Source organism: Ruegeria sp. CI1, assembly GCF_056536925.1.
Genome location: NZ_JBQFQP010000007.1, coordinates 125,282 through 145,719, shown reverse-complemented (window position 1 = coordinate 145,719; position 20,438 = coordinate 125,282). Strand labels below are relative to the sequence as shown.

General features: G+C 56.2%; 18 protein-coding genes and 2 pseudogenes. 13 read left to right on the top strand and 7 right to left on the bottom strand.

Annotation, left to right across the window (positions count from 1 at the left end):
* Positions 1-100: 100 nt before the first annotated feature.
* Positions 101-2,053, bottom strand: coding sequence for an ATP-binding protein (locus ACR0LZ_RS10350; RefSeq protein WP_480749724.1), 1,953 nt, complete (start codon positions 2,051-2,053; stop codon positions 101-103).
* 331 nt (positions 2,054-2,384) lie between these two features.
* On the opposite strand from ACR0LZ_RS10350, the pseudogene ACR0LZ_RS10345 reads away from it, so the two are divergent.
* Positions 2,385-2,606: pseudogene (locus ACR0LZ_RS10345) on the top strand (DNA-binding protein); the annotation flags it as partial.
* Here ACR0LZ_RS10345 and ACR0LZ_RS10340 read toward each other — a convergent pair.
* The 3 genes and pseudogenes from ACR0LZ_RS10340 to ACR0LZ_RS10330 all read right to left on the bottom strand — a co-directional run.
* A pseudogene (locus tag ACR0LZ_RS10340) lies at positions 2,597-2,830 on the bottom strand (IS110 family transposase); the annotation flags it as partial. The pseudogenes ACR0LZ_RS10345 and ACR0LZ_RS10340 overlap by 10 nt on opposite strands.
* 159 nt (positions 2,831-2,989) lie before the next feature.
* On the bottom strand, positions 2,990-4,285 hold the full coding sequence (locus ACR0LZ_RS10335) for a nucleotide disphospho-sugar-binding domain-containing protein (RefSeq protein WP_480749723.1): 1,296 nt from the start codon (positions 4,283-4,285) through the stop codon (positions 2,990-2,992).
* 7 nt (positions 4,286-4,292) lie between these two features.
* Positions 4,293-5,216 (bottom strand): GntR family transcriptional regulator, encoded by a 924-nt coding sequence (locus ACR0LZ_RS10330; protein ID WP_480749722.1) that lies wholly within the window; start codon positions 5,214-5,216, stop codon positions 4,293-4,295.
* Positions 5,217-5,394: 178 nt separating this feature from the next.
* On the opposite strand from ACR0LZ_RS10330, the gene ACR0LZ_RS10325 reads away from it, so the two are divergent.
* The 12 genes from ACR0LZ_RS10325 to ACR0LZ_RS10270 all read left to right on the top strand — a co-directional run bounded on the left by ACR0LZ_RS10325 (position 5,395) and on the right by ACR0LZ_RS10270 (position 15,796).
* Complete coding sequence (locus ACR0LZ_RS10325) at positions 5,395-6,465, top strand: polyamine ABC transporter substrate-binding protein (RefSeq protein WP_480749721.1); 1,071 nt, start codon at positions 5,395-5,397, stop codon at positions 6,463-6,465.
* 78 nt (positions 6,466-6,543) lie between these two features.
* Entirely contained in the window at positions 6,544-7,398 is an 855-nt protein-coding gene (locus ACR0LZ_RS10320) for an ABC transporter permease (protein ID WP_480749720.1), read from the top strand.
* A complete protein-coding gene (locus ACR0LZ_RS10315) occupies positions 7,398-8,180 on the top strand; it encodes an ABC transporter permease (RefSeq protein ID WP_480749719.1) in 783 nt (260 codons plus the stop codon). Before ACR0LZ_RS10320 ends, ACR0LZ_RS10315 begins: the two co-directional genes overlap by 1 nt.
* Entirely contained in the window at positions 8,177-9,238 is a 1,062-nt protein-coding gene (locus ACR0LZ_RS10310; protein ID WP_480749718.1) for an ABC transporter ATP-binding protein, read from the top strand. The genes ACR0LZ_RS10315 and ACR0LZ_RS10310 overlap by 4 nt, the downstream gene beginning before the upstream one ends.
* A 24-nt stretch (positions 9,239-9,262) precedes the next feature.
* A complete protein-coding gene (locus ACR0LZ_RS10305) occupies positions 9,263-10,549 on the top strand; it encodes a nucleotide disphospho-sugar-binding domain-containing protein (RefSeq protein ID WP_480749717.1) in 1,287 nt (428 codons plus the stop codon).
* Positions 10,546-10,911, top strand: coding sequence for a cupin domain-containing protein (locus ACR0LZ_RS10300; protein WP_480749716.1), 366 nt, complete (start codon positions 10,546-10,548; stop codon positions 10,909-10,911). The genes ACR0LZ_RS10305 and ACR0LZ_RS10300 overlap by 4 nt, the downstream gene beginning before the upstream one ends.
* A complete protein-coding gene (locus ACR0LZ_RS10295; RefSeq protein ID WP_480749715.1) occupies positions 10,908-11,252 on the top strand; it encodes a cupin domain-containing protein in 345 nt (114 codons plus the stop codon). The genes ACR0LZ_RS10300 and ACR0LZ_RS10295 overlap by 4 nt, the downstream gene beginning before the upstream one ends.
* A 34-nt stretch (positions 11,253-11,286) precedes the next feature.
* On the top strand, positions 11,287-12,804 hold the full coding sequence (locus ACR0LZ_RS10290) for an aldehyde dehydrogenase family protein (protein WP_480749714.1): 1,518 nt from the start codon (positions 11,287-11,289) through the stop codon (positions 12,802-12,804).
* Between the two features lie 751 nt (positions 12,805-13,555).
* Complete coding sequence (locus ACR0LZ_RS10285) at positions 13,556-13,999, top strand: DUF2852 domain-containing protein (protein WP_480749713.1); 444 nt, start codon at positions 13,556-13,558, stop codon at positions 13,997-13,999.
* A gap of 67 nt (positions 14,000-14,066) precedes the next feature.
* Positions 14,067-14,504 (top strand): RDD family protein, encoded by a 438-nt coding sequence (locus ACR0LZ_RS10280; protein WP_480749712.1) that lies wholly within the window; start codon positions 14,067-14,069, stop codon positions 14,502-14,504.
* Between the two features lie 71 nt (positions 14,505-14,575).
* A complete protein-coding gene (locus ACR0LZ_RS10275; protein WP_480749711.1) occupies positions 14,576-15,400 on the top strand; it encodes an arginyltransferase in 825 nt (274 codons plus the stop codon).
* A 6-nt stretch (positions 15,401-15,406) separates the two neighbouring features.
* The gene (locus ACR0LZ_RS10270) at positions 15,407-15,796 is read left to right on the top strand and encodes a VOC family protein (protein WP_480749710.1); all 390 of its coding nucleotides are present in this window, start codon (positions 15,407-15,409) and stop codon (positions 15,794-15,796) included.
* Positions 15,797-15,913: 117 nt separating this feature from the next.
* Here the strand turns inward: ACR0LZ_RS10270 and ACR0LZ_RS10265 are convergent, their stop codons facing one another.
* From ACR0LZ_RS10265 to ACR0LZ_RS10255, 3 genes are all read right to left on the bottom strand, one after another.
* Positions 15,914-18,268: a TRAP transporter large permease gene (locus tag ACR0LZ_RS10265; protein WP_480749709.1), complete on the bottom strand. Its 2,355-nt coding sequence runs from the start codon at positions 18,266-18,268 to the stop codon at positions 15,914-15,916.
* A gap of 18 nt (positions 18,269-18,286) precedes the next feature.
* Complete coding sequence (locus tag ACR0LZ_RS10260) at positions 18,287-19,213, bottom strand: TRAP transporter small permease subunit (protein ID WP_480749708.1); 927 nt, start codon at positions 19,211-19,213, stop codon at positions 18,287-18,289.
* A gap of 120 nt (positions 19,214-19,333) precedes the next feature.
* A complete protein-coding gene (locus ACR0LZ_RS10255) occupies positions 19,334-20,416 on the bottom strand; it encodes a TRAP transporter substrate-binding protein (protein WP_480749707.1) in 1,083 nt (360 codons plus the stop codon).
* Positions 20,417-20,438: the final 22 nt, after the last annotated feature.

The window sequence follows — 20,438 nt, the reverse complement described above, 5'->3', positions numbered from 1 at the left end:
GATTGACCATAGCATGTCACCTTGAAGCAAGAAATTGATCCAGCACCTAACCTCTGCATGATGAAGTTTCAAATGTATCGCCTACCAAGTGTGCTCTTGCTCAAATCCGGCCAATGCGGTCGTCAAGCCACTGTAGCGCTCGCCGATGCATCGCAACATCGGACGGTTCCAGGTGTTTCGCGTGGGCATCTGGCCTGTCGTTGATAATGTTCGCGTTTTCATTGAACACCGTTTTGTCACCAAATACACGCTCAAAGAGGGTCCAATTTTTATTGATAACAGCGACCAACTCAAGCCAGAATAGTCTCTCAGAAACAATTTCTAGGTTGTACGGTTCTAATTCGGCCCTTCGCCTCTCGGGCACAGCGGCGAGCAGAGTGGTTTTGGCTGATGCTTCACCTTTCGAAGAGAGAGCGGAAACACGCAGGAAGTTTATGACTATTGCTCTAAGTGCGCGCTCCAGATTATTCCGCCGATATGAGATACCTGCCAACTCCTCAGCCCATTCACTGATAAGCGGCCGTGTTTGTTCCGAACCTGCAGAGGTCTCAACATCGATCAGAGGTGTTTCTTCTGCCACCATCGTCAACGCCATACGCATCATATCACCTGAAACCTTGTTGTCTGAGCTGGCTATACCGTAACGGTTTAGGGTGCGCCAAACGTTTGCAGGCAGGTCTGGGCTGTCCTGAAGTAGCGTCAATGCAGGCTTTTTCAATTCGGGATAAACTCGGAACAGATGCTGTAGAGCGACCTTGGCCAATGCTGCACCCTCATCGCGACCGTAGGCAGCAAGCATGGAAGTAACCGCCGTTGCAGATAGAGTAACCGGGCGAGAAGTGGTTTCCACCTTCCCGTGAATCGATGAGCAAGCCTTGCGAATCCAAAACGGCATATCCGAGCAAAAAGATGAAACTGCTTGTAACGCCTCCTCATCAAACCGAAGACCGGCCATCGCACCAATACTCTTGATCATTGCGTTCGATGCCCCTCGAGGCAGAGGGCTGAGATATTCCTCCGGGATGAAGGCGAGCGCTGCATTTTCAACCCCGTCAATTGACTCCACTGAAAACCACCGGCTGGAAACTCCACTGATCAATAAAGATACCTTGCGTCCATCACGGGCGGCAGCATGGTAGGCGGCGCGAACGTTTCGCCAGAACTCAACAAATCCGCTACGCCACTGCTTTGCACCACCGTTGCTCGGCGTAATGTAGTCAATTTCGTCGAAAGCTAGTATCACTGGAACGTCGAACTGTCCCAATGCAGTTTGAAATTCCTTTGCCGCATCGGCGAGCGAATTGCCCGAGGTTGTCGCATCAACTTCTGCGTAGGGCCGACCAGAGTCCTTGAGCTCAAGTAGTGATCGGGTAATGGAATTGAGGAGCCCTGCCGCATCTAGGCTAAACACATCGTCTCGTTGGCAATCGATAAACAACGTAACCGCGTCATAGTGGTCCTTCAGTTCCGCCAGAACCCGGTGAAGCACTGAGGTTTTTCCGATTTTTCGTATTCCAAAACAGGCCCTTATATGTCCGGATTGTAGTTTGCGAGCTAGCTCTTGGGCTTCGGTGCGTCGACCGTAGAACTGTGCATCATTCGCAACCGGCCCAGTGACGTCGAATGGGTCTTGCGTGAAGAACTCATAAGAGAGCAGTCTCTCCATTTCCTGACCACGCGGCAAAACGCCATTAGAGGTATAAACTGGAATTACTGCAACACCATTCTCCCGACCCCATCTCTTTAATTTGGCGTTTCCTCTTGGGTCCTTATGCACGAAAACACAGAGACTTGTTTCAAGTCGCCCATCAGACTCGTTAATGATGCGACGGGCAAACTGAAGTGAACGCGCTTGTTGATCGACATAGGTGTTCCCAATGATCAAGATCTCGCGTTCCGCACCCAAGATGCTCTGAACTCGCTTTGAGCCACGCCCGTACAAAACAAAGTATTCGCCATTTTCGTGTTGGCGAATTGAATCGGCATTGATTGTAAAAAGTTGCGAAAAGGCAGACATGGTCTCCGCCTTCAAGTTCTCTAATCCGTAGCCCATCTCGACCTCACATAACTCATGAGCTCATTGTCTATCTGATCGATTTGGTCTCCGCCAGTTGTGCGACCAAACCATCTCTTCCTGTTGGCGTTTCACCAAGTTCGAGATGTACTTCTACCAAAAGAACGCTCAGATACAGCGAGGTTTCGACGTACTGTGGTCGTTGGTTTCCTGCTCTCATCTAGCACAGAGTCAGAGGTGGGCCGGGTTTTCCGTGACGGGTTTGGAGGTCGGGAGAGAGGCTCCCGGTTCCTCCGTAACGACGCCCCCGGTGGGGCGTCGTTTGCGTTTTCAACGCACCCGTCGTCACCCCGTACACGGAGATATCCCGATGACCAAGCACCAGAAGATCACCCTCAGCGCCTCGCGCGACATCCCCTTCAACAAGCTGATGCTCAGCCAGTCGAACGTGCGCCACGTCAAGGCGGGCGTGTCGATCGAGGAACTGGCCGAGGACATCGCGCGACGCACGCTGCTCAGTTCCATCACCGTGCGGCCGGTGATGGACGACAGCGGCGCCGAGACCGGCATGTACACGATCCCGGCGGGTGGGATGAGCCGCACCTCATGACCCAGCTTGCCGATCTCGCGACCCCAGAAATGAGCGCCGCCACAGGCTTCCATCGCGACAACACAGGGCTGCAACTCGCTGAAGAAGGTCAGCACCTGAACTCTACGCAGTTTCTTGCGCAGAATAGGCTGCCCCGCTGCATCTGCCCCGTGGGCCTGAAATACATTCTTCGCCAGATCGAGCCCGACCGTGATAATCTCTGACATGACCGCTCTCCTTTGTGGATCGTTGCAGACCCACCTTGGCACAATGATGCCGTCAGGGGGCGGTCACATCATCAAAGCGCTTTAGGTTCAGTGATTTAGAGTTCGTTGCGATGTACCCTTCCATCCTTCATGACAAAACGGATGACCGACGGGAATAAACTAGATTCGGTTAGGTTTTACACAATCCAGAATTTTTTGAGCAGCTAACGGAACCGACTTTTTCAACTGCATGATCTCTGAGTTCGCAGCCAGCCGGGTCTTCATCTCCGCGTCCCCAAGTAGTTGGTTAATCGTATTCTCCAACTGCTCCGGTGTCCAATCCCATCGATTTACCCTGAGTCCGACACTGGTTTCAACTGCCCGCTGGGCGTTATCGTGTCCGTCCCAGCAATAGGGAAGGATCAGCGACGGGACCCCGAAATACAGCGCTTCGCAAAAGCTGTTGTTGCCGCCGTGGTGAATAAACAGATCGCATTGTTCAACCACGGACGGCTGCGGGAACCATTCCTGCAGATGAACATTGTCTGGTACTCTGGAATAGGCATCGATCTGGGCCCCGACATTGACCAGAAACCTCATGTCCATTTTCTTGAATACGTCGAACAGGCTTTCAAAAAAAGTGACATCCATAGCACCCAGGCTACCAAAACTCACATACACCAGAGGCCCGTCGTTACGGGGCATCTGAGGTACACGGTAGGGACCTTCCTGGCGTACGCAGCCTTCGAGAAAGGTGAATTGTCCAGGACTCAGCGCCTGATCACGATCATGGCGAATTATAGATGGCGCCAAAAGAAGGTTTTGATGCGGTGATGTTTCTAGGAACTCACCTTTAGGCAATACCTCAAGTCCCCGATCCATGCGAAATTTGTTGTAGCGAGCATGAATTGGGCCAAGGGTCTCCAGGTACTGGTTCCGGAATGCCGCGCACCCGGCAGCGTCAGATGCCGGCAAGCCGGACAGGTACGGCGGTAGGCGGTTGTCTGGCAACTCGGTTTCCGCGCAAGAAATGACCCTGACCCATGGGCGCTCGGATCGTACGATGGCCGGGAACATGATGACGTTGTCGAGGACGACGACATCCGGGTTGATCCGCTCTAGCGCCGTTTCCAACCCCTGCTCAACCGATTCCGCTGTCTCGACGATTGCGCTCCAAACGGGCTCAACATAGGTGGCCAGTTGGTCAGTTGGGAGCATGCTAAAATGCGGTAGGTGATGACTCAGGAATTCCTGCCAATAAGTCTGGGTTTCCTCTTCTGTCAACTTTGATTGAACTGGGACGGCGAACTCGTCAAAACCGTAATCTGCGAATACGCCACCAAAGCCACCGTGGGTCAGGAAAACGGGGAGTGCGCCCATTGCGCGAAGTTCCTGAGCGATCCCCACACAATTCAGTGCAGCCCCAAAACTAGCTTCGGGGAAAAAGGCGATTACGGGTGCTTCCTCGCGGTTCATCATTCACTCATCGGATTGACCCGCGAGTCGCTTGGACTAGCGCCGGAGCACCACGATTGGCGACGCTGGGTCTTTGGTTCATTGAAAGCCGCAAATGCACCCTCATCAGATCCGCAGCAAGGTCGAAATGACCCTGCGCTATGAAATCAAGTATACGCAGATGTTCATCGAGCGCCTGCCTCATCCGAAAGTCGATCATACCGAATGATCCGCCTGGTAGGTGGCGCAACCCATGATGGGCCATGAGAGCAGAAGCTAGATACTGGTTTCCGGACGATCGAGCGATGAGCTTGTGAAAGGCAAGATCCGCGTCTTGGAAATCCTGGCTATTGAAAGAGTTTTCCGACTGCGCCAGAAGCGCTTCGGTCTGGCTGCGGACCAGATCGGCGCGCTTGGTGTCCAACTTGAAACCGTCGGACAGAATGGCCTGCGGTTCCAGTATCAGACGAAATTCGTAGCTCTCAATTCGTCCAGAACGGTCTCCGGGCATGCGCGTGAACACCCAGGATTGACCTTCGGCTTTCTGAATCACGCCTTGGGCCAGGAGAGCTTCGAGCGCACGCTGTGCAGCGCTGCGGGAAACCGAATATCTCCGGATCAGGTCCGTGACATTGATGGAGCCGCCCAGGCGTCGGGCGCCGCGATCGCGTAGGATGGCACTGGCGAGATCGGCACCAGCTCCGACCGCATGCTGGTTGAGTACCGAATGCCCCTTCTCGGGTTCACATTCCAGAACAAACCCGCCTTCTGCCGCTTTGCGTGCCATCCCCTCCTGCTCCAGCAGCCTCAATGCGGATCTGACCGGAGTGCGAGAGACGCTGCACGAATCAGCAAGGGTTTTTTCCACCAGCCTGTCACCCTGATGCAAATCGAGATCCATCGCGACATCCAGTATTTTTTGGGCAAGTTTCAAGTGTTTGCTTGGCGGCATAAGAAGGACGCTTTCGTCATACCCAACTAATATACAATAAAAACCGTATCTTAAATGACCTCACCGAGCCACACAAAAATGATTCAAAAAATTGTTGAGTTTTAATTCATCAAAAAATACCGTGATTGCATCATATATCTCGCCCCAGAAGCGAGCGCGAATGTCAAGGGAGGAAGACATGACCAACAAGTTCACCAATTCGTTCCGTTTGCCATTTGCTTGGCTCACCGCCGGGGCGGTCTGCGCACTCAGTGTATTCGCCGGAGCGGCCCAAGCAGAGAAAATCGTCATCTCGAACTGGGACGGCTACATGCCGCCGGACCTGCTCGAGAATTTCACGAAGGAAACTGGTATAGAGGCCGAGCTCTCGGTTCATGGCACCAACGAAGAAATCATGGGCAAGGTCGTAGCCGGTGGCGGTAAGGGCTACGACGTTCTTTTCGTCTCGTCGCCTTTTGCCGAAGCATTAAACAACTTGGGGCTGGTGGCTGCTATCGACCACGACAAGGTTCCAAATGCGTCCAACCTGTATGACGAAGCTAAAGAATTGGCTCATGATCCGGGCAACGACTATTCAATGCCATACGCTTGGGGCACGACGGGCTTATGCTACCGGTCAGACCTGATGGCAGAACCGACTTCGTGGAACGATCTGCTCAAACCCTCTGACGACCTCAAAGGTAAAGTGACAATGCTCTCTACGGATCGTTGGCTGATGGGGGCTGCCGCGCTAGCCCTCGGAAAGTCTCTGAATGATACGTCGGACGAGGCGTTGGCGGCTGCAAAGGACCTGCTGGTTGCGGCGAAGCAGGATCTGCTGGCCTATGACGATGCAACTTTTTATCTGAAGTTGGTATCGGGCGAGGCAACGATGGTTCACGCCTGGGATGGCTGGTGTAACTACGGCATCGGTGAGAACGCAGACATCAAGTACACGATTCCATCAGAAGGATCGGATCTGTGGGTAGATGCGCTAGTCATCACAGATGCATCTGAAAACAAAGACGCGGCGCATGCTTTTGTGAACTATGTCTTAGGCGCGGATGTCGGTGTCTGGGTTGCCAGCAATATCCTGTACAAAACGCCGAACAAGGCTGCGATGGAGGCACTGGACCCGTCCTTGATCGAAACTTTCCCGAATATGGGAATGTCGCCTGCAGATCTTACCAAGTACGAGCAGCTGCGCGATCTCGGCAAGGGCCAAAAACCCTTTGCTCGGACAGTGACCGAAATCATGGCCGCACAGTAAGTGATCGAACCCTGAGCAAAGCCCGACCCGAACAAAGGGTCGGGCCTATACGACACTACTCCACAGATTGCCAAGTATATGACCAATCGACTGAAATCGGTGATCTTGCTGGGGCCGGGCCTGGGTTGGCTTGCACTTCTGATGGTGGTGCCGTGCGGCCTCATTTTCACCTATGCGTTCTTTGAACGCGGCGTCTATGGCGGCATCGACTACGTCTTTACGTTTGAAAATTTTGTGCGGGCCGCCGACCCTCTTTACCTTGGGATCTTCCTGCGCTCAGCCAAGATTGCATTTCTGGCCACCATGATCGCCATCCTGATCGCCTATCCGGCGGCCTATGCTATCACGCTGGCGCCGCGCCGTTGGCAGACCGGTTTGCTGATCTTGGTGATCCTGCCGTTCTGGTCCAACTACCTAATCCGCACTTACGCTTGGATCGTGATGCTGAACCGCGAGGGGTTGATCAACAATACCCTGCAGGGGGCCGGCTTGATCGATGAGCCGTTGTCTCTGCTTTATAATAATTTCGCTGTGATCGTTGGGCTTGTCTACAACTACACCCCCTTTGTGGTTCTTGCGATCTATTCATCGCTGAATCGAATAAACGTCGAAACCATAGAAGCCTCGGAAGATCTTGGAGCGCCCGCTTGGACCACTTTCTACCGGGTGATACTGCCACAGACCATTTCGGGCGTCGCGGCAGGTGGTGTTTTTGTATTTGTGCTGTCGATCGGCAATTTCATAACGCCCGATTTGCTTGGTGGCGGGCGACTTCAGATGGTTGGAAACCTGATCTATGACCAGTTCCTGAGCGCCCGCGACTGGCCGTTCGGAGCAACCCTGTCGATGCTCCTGATTGCGATCATGATGGGGCTTTTGTTCGCTCAGGCGGTATTGGCCAATCGCGCAGCAGGACAGAGAGGGCAGGACTGATGCGGAACCGAGCCAACATGGGCCTGAAGCTGCACCTGGTTTTGTTTTACACGTTTCTCTATGTGCCAATCCTTGTGCTCATGGCACTAAGCTTTAACCGGGCCGGACTTCCAACTGTGTGGACCGGATTTTCGTTGGAATGGTACGGCAAGTTGTTTACCGCGGATCCAATACTGTCGGCGGCGCGCAACACGCTCATCGTGGCCTTGATCTCGACCGTTCTGGCGACAATAATCGGCACGCTTTTAGCGGTCGGCGTCGAGACACGGCGCAATTCTTCAGTTCTAGACGCGGTTCTGTTCGCGCCGATGATCATCCCCGACATAGTTCTAGCCATCGCGCTCTTGTCCTTTTTCACACTGCTCAACATGACGCTCGGGCTTCATTCGATCATCCTCAGCCATGTCGTATTTAACATAGCCTTTGTTGTCGCCGTGGTGCGTACGCGGATGCGCAATTTCGACCATTCGATACTTGAGGCCAGTGCCGACCTTGGGGCCAGCGAATTCACTACCTTTCGCCGCATCCTGCTGCCCGCCATCGCGCCGGGGGTTATCGCCGGGGCGCTGTTGTCTTTCACCCTGTCAGTGGACGAATTCATTATTGCCTTTTTCACCGCCGGTGCCGGGCAATCCTCGACCACGTTGCCGATGCAGATTTACGCAATGATCCGATTTGGCGTCACGCCGGAAATCAATGCGATGGCTACCATCGTCATGTTCGTTTCGTTCACGCTGGTCTTCTTCGCGCAGCGTGCCGACAAAGAGGTTTTCAGCCGATGAGCCAAGGGGTTCAACTCAGGAATATAACCAAGCGATACGGTTTGGTTACTGCGATCGACAACGTTTCACTGGATATTCGCGACAACGAGTTCTTTGCACTTCTGGGCCCATCGGGCTGCGGCAAGACCACACTGTTGCGGACGCTGGCGGGGTTCGAAACACCACAGGAAGGACAGGTAATCGTTGCCGGGCAGGACGTGACAAACATACGCCCCAGCAGGCGGCCCTTGAACCTGATGTTCCAGTCCTATGCCTTGTTTCCGCACATGAGCGTCGAAAAAAACGTCGCCTATGGGTTAGAGATGGAGAAATTACCCAAGGACGAAATTGCCACGCGAGTGGCCGAGGTTCTGGAAAGTGCGAAACTTTCGGGATTTGCCGGGCGCAAGCCGGATCAGCTTTCTGGTGGGCAGCGACAGCGGGTTGCTTTGGCGCGCGCGCTGGTCAAAAGGCCAAAGGTCCTGTTGCTGGATGAGCCCCTTTCAGCTCTGGACAAGAAACTACGAGAAGAGATGCAGCTGGAGCTCAAACGGTTGCAGCACGAGGTGGGGATTACATTTCTGATTGTGACCCATGATCAGGAAGAGGCCCTCGTCATGGCCGACCGGATCGCGGTCTTGCATGATGGCAAGCTGGCGCAGGTCGGTACTCCTCACGAGCTCTACGAACACCCCGGATCGCGCTTTGTTGCAGATTTTATCGGCGTGATGAACTTTCTGGATGGCAACGCCGTCGACGGCGGTGTCGATGTCCACGGGGCGGGAATGCTGAGGGGCGTTTCCGAGCTGCGCGGTGCTGCCACGATTGCTGTGCGCCCGGAACGGGTCAGCCTGATGCAGACCGCCCCTCAAGATGGACGCAACTGCATTCCCGGCACTGTCGAGGAAGTCGCCTATCACGGGTCAGACCTGGGTGTGCATGTGCGCGTTCGCGGCGGGAGGAGCACCCTGTCCGCCCGCGTTCCCGCCAGCCAAGCCGACCGTGAAAGTATCCAGCCGGGTCAGGATGTCCACTGCGTATGGGATGCGAAACATTCCCGCATCCTGCCCAACTGCTAAGCCAAATCTAACCGGAGACCTACAATGTCACAGAAAACCATCGCCTTCTTCCCCGAAGCTGCCTTTGGCCCTGCGCTGAATTCGGTTGGCATCGCGCAGGCCTGCGAGAAACTGGGCCACAAGGCAGTATTTCTGAGCGATCCTGGCTTTGTCGAGGTATATGAAGGTTATGGGTTTGAGGCGCATCCCGTTGCCCTTTCCGAGCCGATGGAACCCGAAGCGATGGCAAAGTTCTGGGAGGATTTCATCAACGGCCACATCCCGAATTTTCGCAAAAGCCCGATTGACCAAATCGATAACTACGTCAAGGATTGCTGGGAGGCGATCGTCGACAGCGCAAAATGGGCGCAAAAAGATCTGCCGGGGGTACTGGCAAAAATCAAACCAGATATGATCTGCGTGGATAATGTCATTATGTTCCCAGCCATCAAGCAGTTCGGCGTGCCGTGGGTACGGATCATCTCATGTTCCGAAAATGAAATCCCTGACCCGATTGTGCCGCCACACTTATCGGGCTGCCGGGTGGATGACCGCGAGGGCATGGAGGCCTATGAGGCAAAGTTCCACGAGGTGATCAAGCCGATCCACGACGACTACAATGCGTTCCTGGCCAGATGCAACGAAGGCGCCTATCCGATTGGAGAGTTTTTCGAAGCGTCGCCCACAATGAACCTTCTGCTTTATCCCGAGCCGGCAAAGTACGAACGGCAGAACCCACTGGACCCAAACCGCTTCCAGTATCTTGAAGGTTGCGTACGCGAAGAAGAACCCTTTGAGGTGCCATCGTTTAAGTCCAACAATGACAAACCACTTCTCTATGTATCTTTCGGGTCGCTTGGCGCAGGCGACACCGACCTGCTAAAGAGGATCATTTCGACCATTTCCAGGTTGCCCTACCGGGCGCTCGTAAATGTCGGGGATTACATGGACGAATACACAGACATTCCCGACAACGTGCACATACAGAGCTGGTATCCCCAGCCTTCGGTAATTCCGCAGGTTGACGCGGTGATACATCATGGCGGTAACAACTCGTTCACCGAGTGCCTGTATTTCGGCAAAGCAGCAATCATTATGCCCTATGTCTGGGACGGCCACGATAACGCCACTCGTGTTCAGGAAACCGGCCACGGGTTCGGGTTTCACCGATACGACTGGACCGATGATGAATTGGCTATTGCCCTCGACAAATGCATCAACGATCCAGCCATACAGGCGAAGATGGCGGCAACCTCTGCGCACATGCAGTCACGGCATGGCCCGACCAAGGCAGCTGGCATTCTTGACGACATCCTGAAAGCCGCGGAATGAGCAGCGCCCCGCATCTTTCCGAAATCTCGACCCGCGCTGACCTCACGGACTGGGGGCTACAGCCGGACATGATTGAAGGCCAGTCGCATTCATCGGGCTTGCTGGTTCACAAGGGCCCGGACAACCGGCCGGAGATCGGCGCATGGGTCTGCACTCCAGGCCGCTGGCGCCTAACGATACCGCGTGACGAGTTCTGCTATTTTGTTCAGGGCCGCGCGGTCTATCGGTCGGATACAGGCGAAAGCATCGAAATCACGCCCGGAACGGCCGTACTATTCCCCGCCGGTTGGATAGGGGAATGCACGGTCGAGGAAACATTGCGCAACACCTACTACCTAACGGATCGCGAACCTGAATCATGACCACGCCACGTATGCAAAACCCGCTCCAGCAGACTGACCTTGTCGATTGGGGGGTAATCCCGACAATGATCGAAGGGCAATCCTGCACGTCAGGAAAGCTGATCCACAAGGGGCCTGACGGCCAGTCCGAATGCGGCCTTTGGGTCTGCACTCCCGGTAAGTGGGAATGTCACGTCACCAAGGACGAGTTCTGCCACTTTCTGGAAGGCCGTTGTACATATGTCCATGAAAGCGGCGAGGTAATTGAGATCACGCCCGATACGGTGGCCTTTTTTCCGCAGGACTGGAAAGGCGTCTGCACTGTCCACGATACGGTCAAGAAAGTGTACATGATCCGCTAACGGCGCAATGCCTGTCAAACAAGGGGACTGCCCAATGCGTGACCCGTTCCAATCCAGCTACTACCTCAACCCCAGGCATGTTCCGTTGCAGGATGGTGGGACCACGCTGATCAATCCGTCAACTTTGCAGCCCGTCGGGATTTTTGGTGAACCGTCGCCGCAGATCGTGGACCAGGTTCTGGATCGGGTCAATGCGGCGCAAAGGAAGTGGTCTGCAATGGACTGCAAGTCTCGCGCGCGGGTATTGCACCAGATTGCCAACGACATCGAAAGCGGCGACATGCATGAGGTCGCCCGTCTGATGACGTTGGAAACGGGGAAGCCGTATCCGGAATCCATCGGTGAAATCGCGAACATCCCGCCGGTGTTCCGGTACTACGCCGAGATGGCTCGCAATGACGCAGGCAAGATAGCCGGCACGATGCAGACCGGATCTTTCCAGTATCAGACATACGAACCCTACGGTGTGTCGGTGCACGTGGTTCCGTACAATTTTCCTCTCATTCTTGGGTGCTGGTCGATGGCGGCATCGCTTGCAGCAGGCAACGGCGTTGTGTTGAAGGCCTCGCCCGCAGGAACATTGTGCACGATGGCCTTCATGGAGTTTTTCCGAGCTCTTCCCGAAGACCTGATTGCCTGCCTGCCAGGTGGGGTAGACGTGGGCAAGCAACTCATTGCTAGCCCCAAAACCCACGTGGTCGCCTTTACCGGGTCCGTGCCGACAGGTCGTGCGGTGGCAGTGGCCGCAGCGGAAAACCTGAAACCCGCAGTGATCGAGGCTGGAGGAAGCGACCCGCTGATCGTCAGTAAACACGCCGACATCGCGGTCGCTGCTGCCGGGGCGGTTACCGCCGCCTTTTTGCAATCGGGTCAGGTTTGCACATCGTCTGAACGGATTTTTGTGGTGGATGACGTATACGACGATTTTGTCGATGAGTTCGTGGCCCGAACCCGGAAACTGCGCATCGGCGACGGTATGGGGGTGGCGGAAATCGGACCGTTGGCCTCCAAGGAGGCGCGCGACAAGGTCGAGCGGCTGGTGCGCGATGCAACAGAGAAAGGCGCGGTGGTTGAGGTAGGAGGCGGTATCCCGGATGACGCCGGACCGGGTTGGTTTTTCGAGCCAACGATTCTGACCGGCGTGACGACAGAAATGGCGCTAACTCGGGAAGAGGTCTTTGGGCCAGTCGCCTCGGTCATTCGGGTGAGCGACTTTGACCAAGCGCTTGAACTGGCAAACGCGTCACAGTTCGGTCTCGGCGGATGCCTGTTTACCAGCGACTTGAACGAGGCATTTCAGGGGGTGAATGAACTACAGGTGGGGATGGTCTGGGTCAACAACCCGCTGGTGGACAACGATGCCTTGCCTTTTGGCGGCGTCAAGAATTCTGGGCTTGGGCGCATGCTAGGCCTTCAGGGACTCGAAGCCTTCAGGCGATCCAAGATGGTCGTGATCGACCCGAAGGCGAAGGAAGCAGACTGGTGGTATCCCTATCCCGACGATTGGTTCTATTCGGAAGGCGTACAGGGCGGGAGAAAGCACACCGGCTAGGGTGACCGGTACGGCCTGGTCGACTCTACAACGGAGGATGTGCTAACGGCAGGATTGTCCCGCATCTGAAACATTCGCCTCGAGTGTGGAAAAGGTCCGCTTTCACTCATTGCTCGATTAGTCGCGTGTCAAGAACTGATCAAAGGGCGACGAGCAAAGGCTGATGTCGCCCCTGCCCTAATCCCATCGTCAAATCACTCATAACAAATCTGCTCGGCTGGGGACAGCTGGCTGTGTCCCGTTGCAGGGTTCACAAGGCCCCCAAGTTGTTTTGGTTCTTACGCTCTTTTATTTGACTAAATCCGCACAGCCGCCAAACGCCTTACGGAGCGCGCCAGAAGGCGATTTCATGTTGCACACACACTGCACAAGATGCCACTTAACTAACTGAAATTAAACATCTATACCCTCACCCCACCATAGGGGCGACGGAGAGCATGGACGCTTATTGCGGGTCGGTTTTCTGTCCTACTGCCTCAAGCGTCATCACGGCCACGTTATGTTGGAACCCAGCGCAATCGAGCAGTCTTCGTGGGTTTTCGGAGGTTTCTGATTCGAGCGCACAGCATCTGACACATCCCACCGACCTGTGCAGCAGCCCGATCTTTCCCTTTTTGCCAATGTCGGTGGCGAATGTTCAATCGGTGGGTGACACAAATGTAAATCTTTTTCACATTACCTCTTGCATTCCCCTTTCCCTTCCCCATCTTGATCAATGTGAAAGGTGTTTACATCAATCAGGAGAGCCCAGATGTCCACATTGTCCGACCCCGTCCCTCCCGCTCATCCGGGATGGCTTTATCGTAGCGAAGCCTGGCTTGACAGCAAAGGCAAAGGCGCCTGGATCGCCGCGATGGTCCTTGGCTTTGTCTTCTTCTGGCCCATCGGCCTGGCCCTTCTCGCCTATATGATCTGGAGCAAACGCATGTTCAGCAAATCCTGCAGCCGCCGCAAAAACTGGCACAGTCACATGAGCGCCATGAAACCTTCGGGCAACAGCGCGTTCGATGCCTACAAGGCCGACACCCTGGCGCGGCTGGAACGCGAACAGCAGGATTTTGAAGAGTTCCTCAGACGTTTGCGTGAGGCCAAAGACAAGGCCGAATTCGACCAGTTCATGGACGAACGAGTGCGTACAGCTCGCGATGACCGTGCATCTCGCGACGATACGGATGCACCGAAAGACGACGTCTGACCAAAAAACCGCCCTGTCCGGCTTCGCCGGGCGGGGTTCGTCGCCCCAGTTTCTTAGGACGATCAAAATGAACCATTTGCCCGACCCTGACCGCCAGCCCCAATTCTATCAGAGCGTGGCGATCAAACGCTTTGTTGCGTGGTTGATCGACGTCGTCGTCATATCGACCTTCACCATGTTCGCCGTATTGCTGACCGTGGGCGTTGGCCTGTTCTTTGTTGCCTTGATCTTTATGCTGGTCAGCTTTGTCTATCGTGTCGCCACCATCGCCAACGGGTCGGCCACATGGGGGATGCGGTTCGTCGGGATCGAACTGCGCGATGCGTTTGGGGCAAGGATGGATGCAGGAAAGGCAATCGCGCATACCGCTGGCTATTTCGTCAGCATGGCCTTCCCGGTTATCCAGGTCGTGTCGGTGATCATGATGCTGACCAGCGCTCGCTGTCAGGGCCTGACCGATGCGTTTCTGGGAACGGTGGCATTGAACCGGCGGGCAATCGCCTGAAAACAGTGCATTGAATCCTTGGCGGGTTTCGAAACGATTGGTATCATCTCCCAAGCAAACACGGAACCTGCATGCGCCATACGCTGCCGATAGCGCCACAATTCTATGTGACGGCCCCCCAGCCGTGTCCTTATCTTGAGGACCGGATGGAGCGGAAATTGTTCACCGCCTTACAGGGCGAAGGCGCAAACAGATTGAACGATTCCCTGTCGCAGCAAGGCTTTCGCCGCTCGCAGAACGTGTTGTACCGACCCTCGTGCACCGAATGTTCCGCCTGCCTGTCTGCCCGGATCGACGTTTCCGTCTTCAGCCCCGGCAAAAGCCAGAAGCGGACCGCCAAACGCAACGAGCATCTGGAACGGCGCGCCATGTCGCCCTGGGCAACGGACGATCAGTACGAACTGTTCCGAAGATATCTGGACACCCGGCATGCTGATGGCGGGATGGCCGATATGGACGTGTTCGAGTTTGCCGCGATGATCGAGGAAACCCCGATCCGCAGCCGTGTCGTCGAATATTCCGACCGTCGTACCGGCGACCTGACTGCCGTCAGCCTGACTGATGTCCTCGAAGACGGGCTGAGCATGGTCTATTCTTTCTATGACCCGCACCAGCCTCAAAACTCACTGGGCACCTACATGATCCTCGATCATATCGACATCGCCCGCGAGGCCGGGTTGCCCTATGTCTATCTGGGTTATTGGGTGCCGGGAAGTTCAAAGATGGGATACAAGGCCAAGTTCTCTGGCCTTGAGATCTATCTTGGGGGGCGTTGGGAAAAGGTGACGAACCCCCGGCACTACGAGGATATTGCCCATCACCCGCTGGCCACCGACCCGATTGCCGAACAGGTCGCGAATATCCAGCTGCCCGACCGGCATCCGACCAAGGGTTGAGGCGGGATGCAGCAATCCCTGTTCGCGGTCACGCTTGTCGTGCCCGATTATGATACGGCCATCGCGTTTTATGTCGGAGCGCTGGGTTTCACTTTGACGCAGGACGAGGATCTGGGCGGCGGCAAACGCTGGGTTCGGATCGCGCCTCCGGGCGCCTCTGACGGATCGCTGATACTCGCCAAGGCTGATGGAGACAGACAGCGCGCGGCCATTGGCAACCAAACCGGCGGCAGGGTCGGTTTTTTCCTGACCACCGACAATTTCGAACGCGATCACGCGGCGATGTTGGAAAAAGGTGTGCATTTTGAAGAAGCACCCCGCCGGGAACCCTATGGCAAGGTCGCCGTCTGGCGTGACCCGTTCGGCAACCGCTGGGATTTGTTGCAGTTCATCTGACGCAAACCAGAAATACTGCCTGGCAAAGGTGCGAGGCATGAAAGCGCAACACCTTATATACCGACAAAAAACGGGAGCCCGAAAGCTCCCATTTCGTTTCAGCATTCACTCCCGCAATCAGTTCGGGATCAGTGCCGGTACGATTGTCACGATGGCCGGGAAGAACCACAGGATACCGATCCCCACCACCTGAATGATGACGAATGGCACGATCCCCCGGTAGATGTGACCGGTTGTGACCTCTTTGGGTGCCACCCCTCGCAAGTAGAACAGCGCAAAGCCGAATGGTGGGGTCAGGAACGAGGTTTGCAGGTTCACTGCCACCATGATCGTGACCCATTTCGGATCGAACGACCCGCCATAAATCACCGGCCCCACGATCGGGATCACGATGTAGATGATCTCGAGGAAGTCCAGGACGAAGCCCAGGATGAACAGCACCAGCATCACGATCAGGAAGACCGTAAACTCGTTGTCGAAGCTCTTCAGGAACTGCTGGATATAGTGCTCGCCCCCGAACGAGATCACCACCAGGTTCAGCAGTTGCGACCCGATCAGGATGGTGAAAACCATCGAGGTCACTTTTGCGGTCTCACGCACAACAGGTGTCAAAACGCCGCTTGTGAACAGAACCCAACAGCCGAACAGCAGCCCGAACAGAGCGTAGATGTAGGTCGCATAAGCCGCAAAGAAGGCGATCCACGATTCGACGCTGACATCACCCTGGTTGATGCGCAGGTCAAAGTTCACGCCGATCAACAAGCAGATGATGATCGCGAAGGTCGACCAGATGATGACCCGGCCGGACCGACCCTGATCCTGAAGCTTGCGATAGGCCGCCAGCATGATGGCCCCGCCCGCCCCAAGCGCGGCTGCGGGTGTCGGATTGGTAATACCGCCCAGGATCGAGCCAAGAACCGCGATGATCAGAACCAGCGGTGGGAAAACCACCCGGATCAGTTCATTGCTTGCACAGCGTGCGGCTGCTTCTTTGCAGCCATAGAGCGCCAGCAGGAACGGCAGCGCCAGCAGGACGAATGTCACACCGGACGAGGTTGTCGGAGCAACGGCAAGGATGTCGACAAGCACCATGCCCAACAAGCCCAGAGCCCCGAGTATCAACGGCGCCGTGGGCCGCGACGGTGCAATTCCCCGACCCAGGATCAGCGTCAGTCCAAGCAGGACAACAATCACGGCAACACCCGTTCCGATTGGAGCGGCGGCCGCGATCTTGGCGGCACGGGCCTCGGCCAGTTCCTCGTCACTCAGCTTGTGCGAGGCCTCAACGCCCCCGGCGGCATCGATCTGCGCCTGTTCCGTGACGGCCTGATCCCAGGCCGACTGTCCGTGCAACTCGATCATCGAGGCCTTGCATTCGGCAGACACATTGGTGCGCAGCGAAGCGCCCTCGGAGATATCCGAGAAGCCGGAGACCGAGACATCCTGAGTTCCGATCAGCCCAACGCTTCCCATCAGGACCGCACCCACGATCAGCCCGAGCGGAGCGGCCAACAGCCATGTCAGCCCTTCGGCGCGCGTGATCGGCTCACCGGTGCCGCCCGACATCGCGACGGCTGGCGCGTGTTCGGGGTTCAGCAGGGCATAGCCGAATGCATAGAGCGCGTAGAGGATTGCCAGCATGATCCCTGGCAGCAGGGCGGCCTGGAACAGAGTGCCGACCGAAACCACGGCGGGCTCACCCAGATAGGTCAGTGCATCGGAGCAACCTGCGGCCGCAGCCCGGGTTTCCTGCGCGGTGGAGTAGAGATCACCCGCGAGGGTGCCCAGCAGAACGATCACGATAGAAGGCGGGATAATCTGTCCCAACGTGCCCGACGCGGCGATAACGCCGGTCGCAAGTTCCGGAGAATAGTTGTTGCGCAACATGGTGGGCAAGGCCAACAGGCCCATGGTCACCACGGTGGCGCCGACGATACCCGTGGAGGCGGCCAGAAACGCGCCCACTACCACGATGGACACCGCCAGGCCGCCGGGGAGCGGGCCAAAGACACGCGCCATGGTGGTCAGCAGATCGTTGGCGATCTTGGAGCGTTCCAGGGTAATGCCCATCAGGACGAACATCAGCACCGCCAGAAGCGTTTCAATGGATTGCCCCGCCAGCACGCGCTCGTTCATGCGGTTGACGATGAAGGAAACATTGCGATCCAGCGCAGTTTCCCAACCGCCGACAAAGACGTGCTCGGCAACGCGTGGCAAATCCGGGTATCGGAAAACCGAGATCGAATCGGGTCGTACCCCTGACGCGATCAGGTCGGCATACATTTGCGAGCCCGTGTCGATCGCCTGATGCACCAGCATACCGGCACTGTCGAGCGCGGCGATGATACCGAACGAGATGATACCGGCGCCACCGATGGCAAAAGCCACCGGGAAGCCGCTCAGGATGCCTCCGAAAAGGCAAAGAAACACGATTATGAGGCCGATTTCGACGCCATCAAGACCGAATAGCATATTCTCTAGTCCCCGTACTTAATGAGCGCCTTCATAGGCTTCTTCGCCCTCGCCAAGGGTATCCTTGTCGAGGTATTTGTCCGCACTTTCCGGCCCTTCCACGAATTCGAGATACGAGCGGTAGAAAAAGGCGATTGCGTGCAGAAAGACCATGGCTGCGAAAGAAACCAGCAGGATCTTGAACAGGAAGTACCCGTTGAATCCGTTTGGGCTGAAGCCGATGGTTTCCACATTCCAGCGAAGCGCGCGGGATTTCATGAGCAGCCTGTCCAACGTATCGCTGGCGGACGGGTTCGGCACGATCAGGTGCCGCCACAGGAAGTACCAGCCGTAAAGCCAGACCAGCACCGCCATGGGCATCATGAACAAAAGCGACCCGAACATATCCACGACGCGCTTGCCGCGGTGGCTGAGGCCGGCATAGATCAGATCGACGCGCACATGCCCGCCCTGCACGAATGTGTATGTCGCGCACAGGCAAACAACCATCGCGTTATAGAGCTTCAGCTCTTCGGCATACCAACTGATGTCCATCTGGAACGGGATGCCAAGACCAAAGGCCATGTCGGGGCGGGCAAAAACCCGTTGCATGAAGACGATGACGATCTGCTGGATCACCATCAGCAACCCGGCCCAGGCAAAGAAGCGCCCGGTCGTGTTGGCAAAACCCTCCAGCCCGCGAACCATGCCCCACATAAATTCGCGCTTGTAGAGGCCAATAGCCGTCAGCAGCAGAAACAGCGTGAACACGACAAAGAAGAACTCAACCGAGCCCCCGTAGTAGACAAAGCGCATGATCGCTTCCTTGTCGGACCAGTTGAGCCAGAGCTGCGGATGCGTGATCGCGTATCCGAAGTTGTAAAATGCCTCGGCGATGTTCAGAAAGAACCAGATCAATCCGTCGAACAAGGCGCCGAAAAACGACGTGCCGTTTTCGTCTTGCATGTTGTCCCCAGAGTCTCGTCAGTTCCCAAGCCTGTGCCTGTCTGGCATCCGTTCGTGCTTGGGAAACCGAAAATGCTCCCCCGCGCGCGGCGGGGGAACTTTCATTTCGGGAAGGTTGGCTTAGCCCAGAACGCGGTCGCGCTGTGCGGTATAGGCCCCTGAAGACAGGTTCAACCAGGCAGAGGACGACTTCATGGATGCCATGGCGCTGTCGTGAATCTTCTTGAACAGCTCATCTCCCATGTTTTCGTTCATGACGTCCTGCGAAGCCTGACCAAAGGCATCCCAGACACTGTCAGGGAATTCCATGATCTTGACGCCACCGGCCTGCAGTCGCTGCAGGGCTGCTCCGTTGTTGGCCAGGAATTGCGCCAGGTTCCACTGGTGGCACTCGCCCGCCGCGATCTCGATGATCTTCTGATGCGCGGGGCTGAGGCTTTCAAAGACTTCTCGGTTGGTTGCCAGCGACAGACCTGCACCCGGCTCGTGGAAGCCCGCGGTATAGTAAGTCTTGGTGATTTCCTGGAAACCGGCCTTTTCGTCGGCCCACGGCCCGATCCACTCGGTGCCATCGATCGCGCCGGACGACAGCGCCTGATACACTTCGGAACCCGGAATGTTCTGCACCGATGCGCCCAGCTTGCCCAGCGCCTTGCCGCCCAGACCTGGCATGCGGAACTTGAGACCGTTGAAATCTTCGGGGCTGTTGATCTCTTTCGAGAACCAGCCGCCCGCCTGAGCGCCGGTGTTGCCCGCCAGGAACGACTTGAGGCCAAAAATCTGGCCAAGTTCGTCATGCAGTTCCATGCCGCCGTCCTGATAGTACCAGTTGACCAGTTCCTGCGCGGTCATGCCGAACGGTACGGCGGTAAAGAACGCGTAGCCCGGATGCTGACCGACGAAGTAGTAGTCGGCACCGTGGTACATGTCAGCCTGGCCTGATGTGACAGCGTCGAAAACCTCGAACGCGCCGACCAGTTCACCGGCGGCCTTCAGATCAACCGTCAGCTGTCCATCGGACATTGCGGTGATATTGTCGGCTGCGCGCTGCGCGGAATCGTGCACGCCCGCCAGGCCCCGGCCCCAGGTGGTGACCAGCGTCAGGGTACGCTTGCCCTGCGCATATGCCGGAGCCGCCAGCGCGGTTGCGGCAGCCGCCGAACCGCCCAAAGCGGTATTTTTCAGAAATGAACGACGATCCATGTGAGTAGTCCTCCCCTATGAT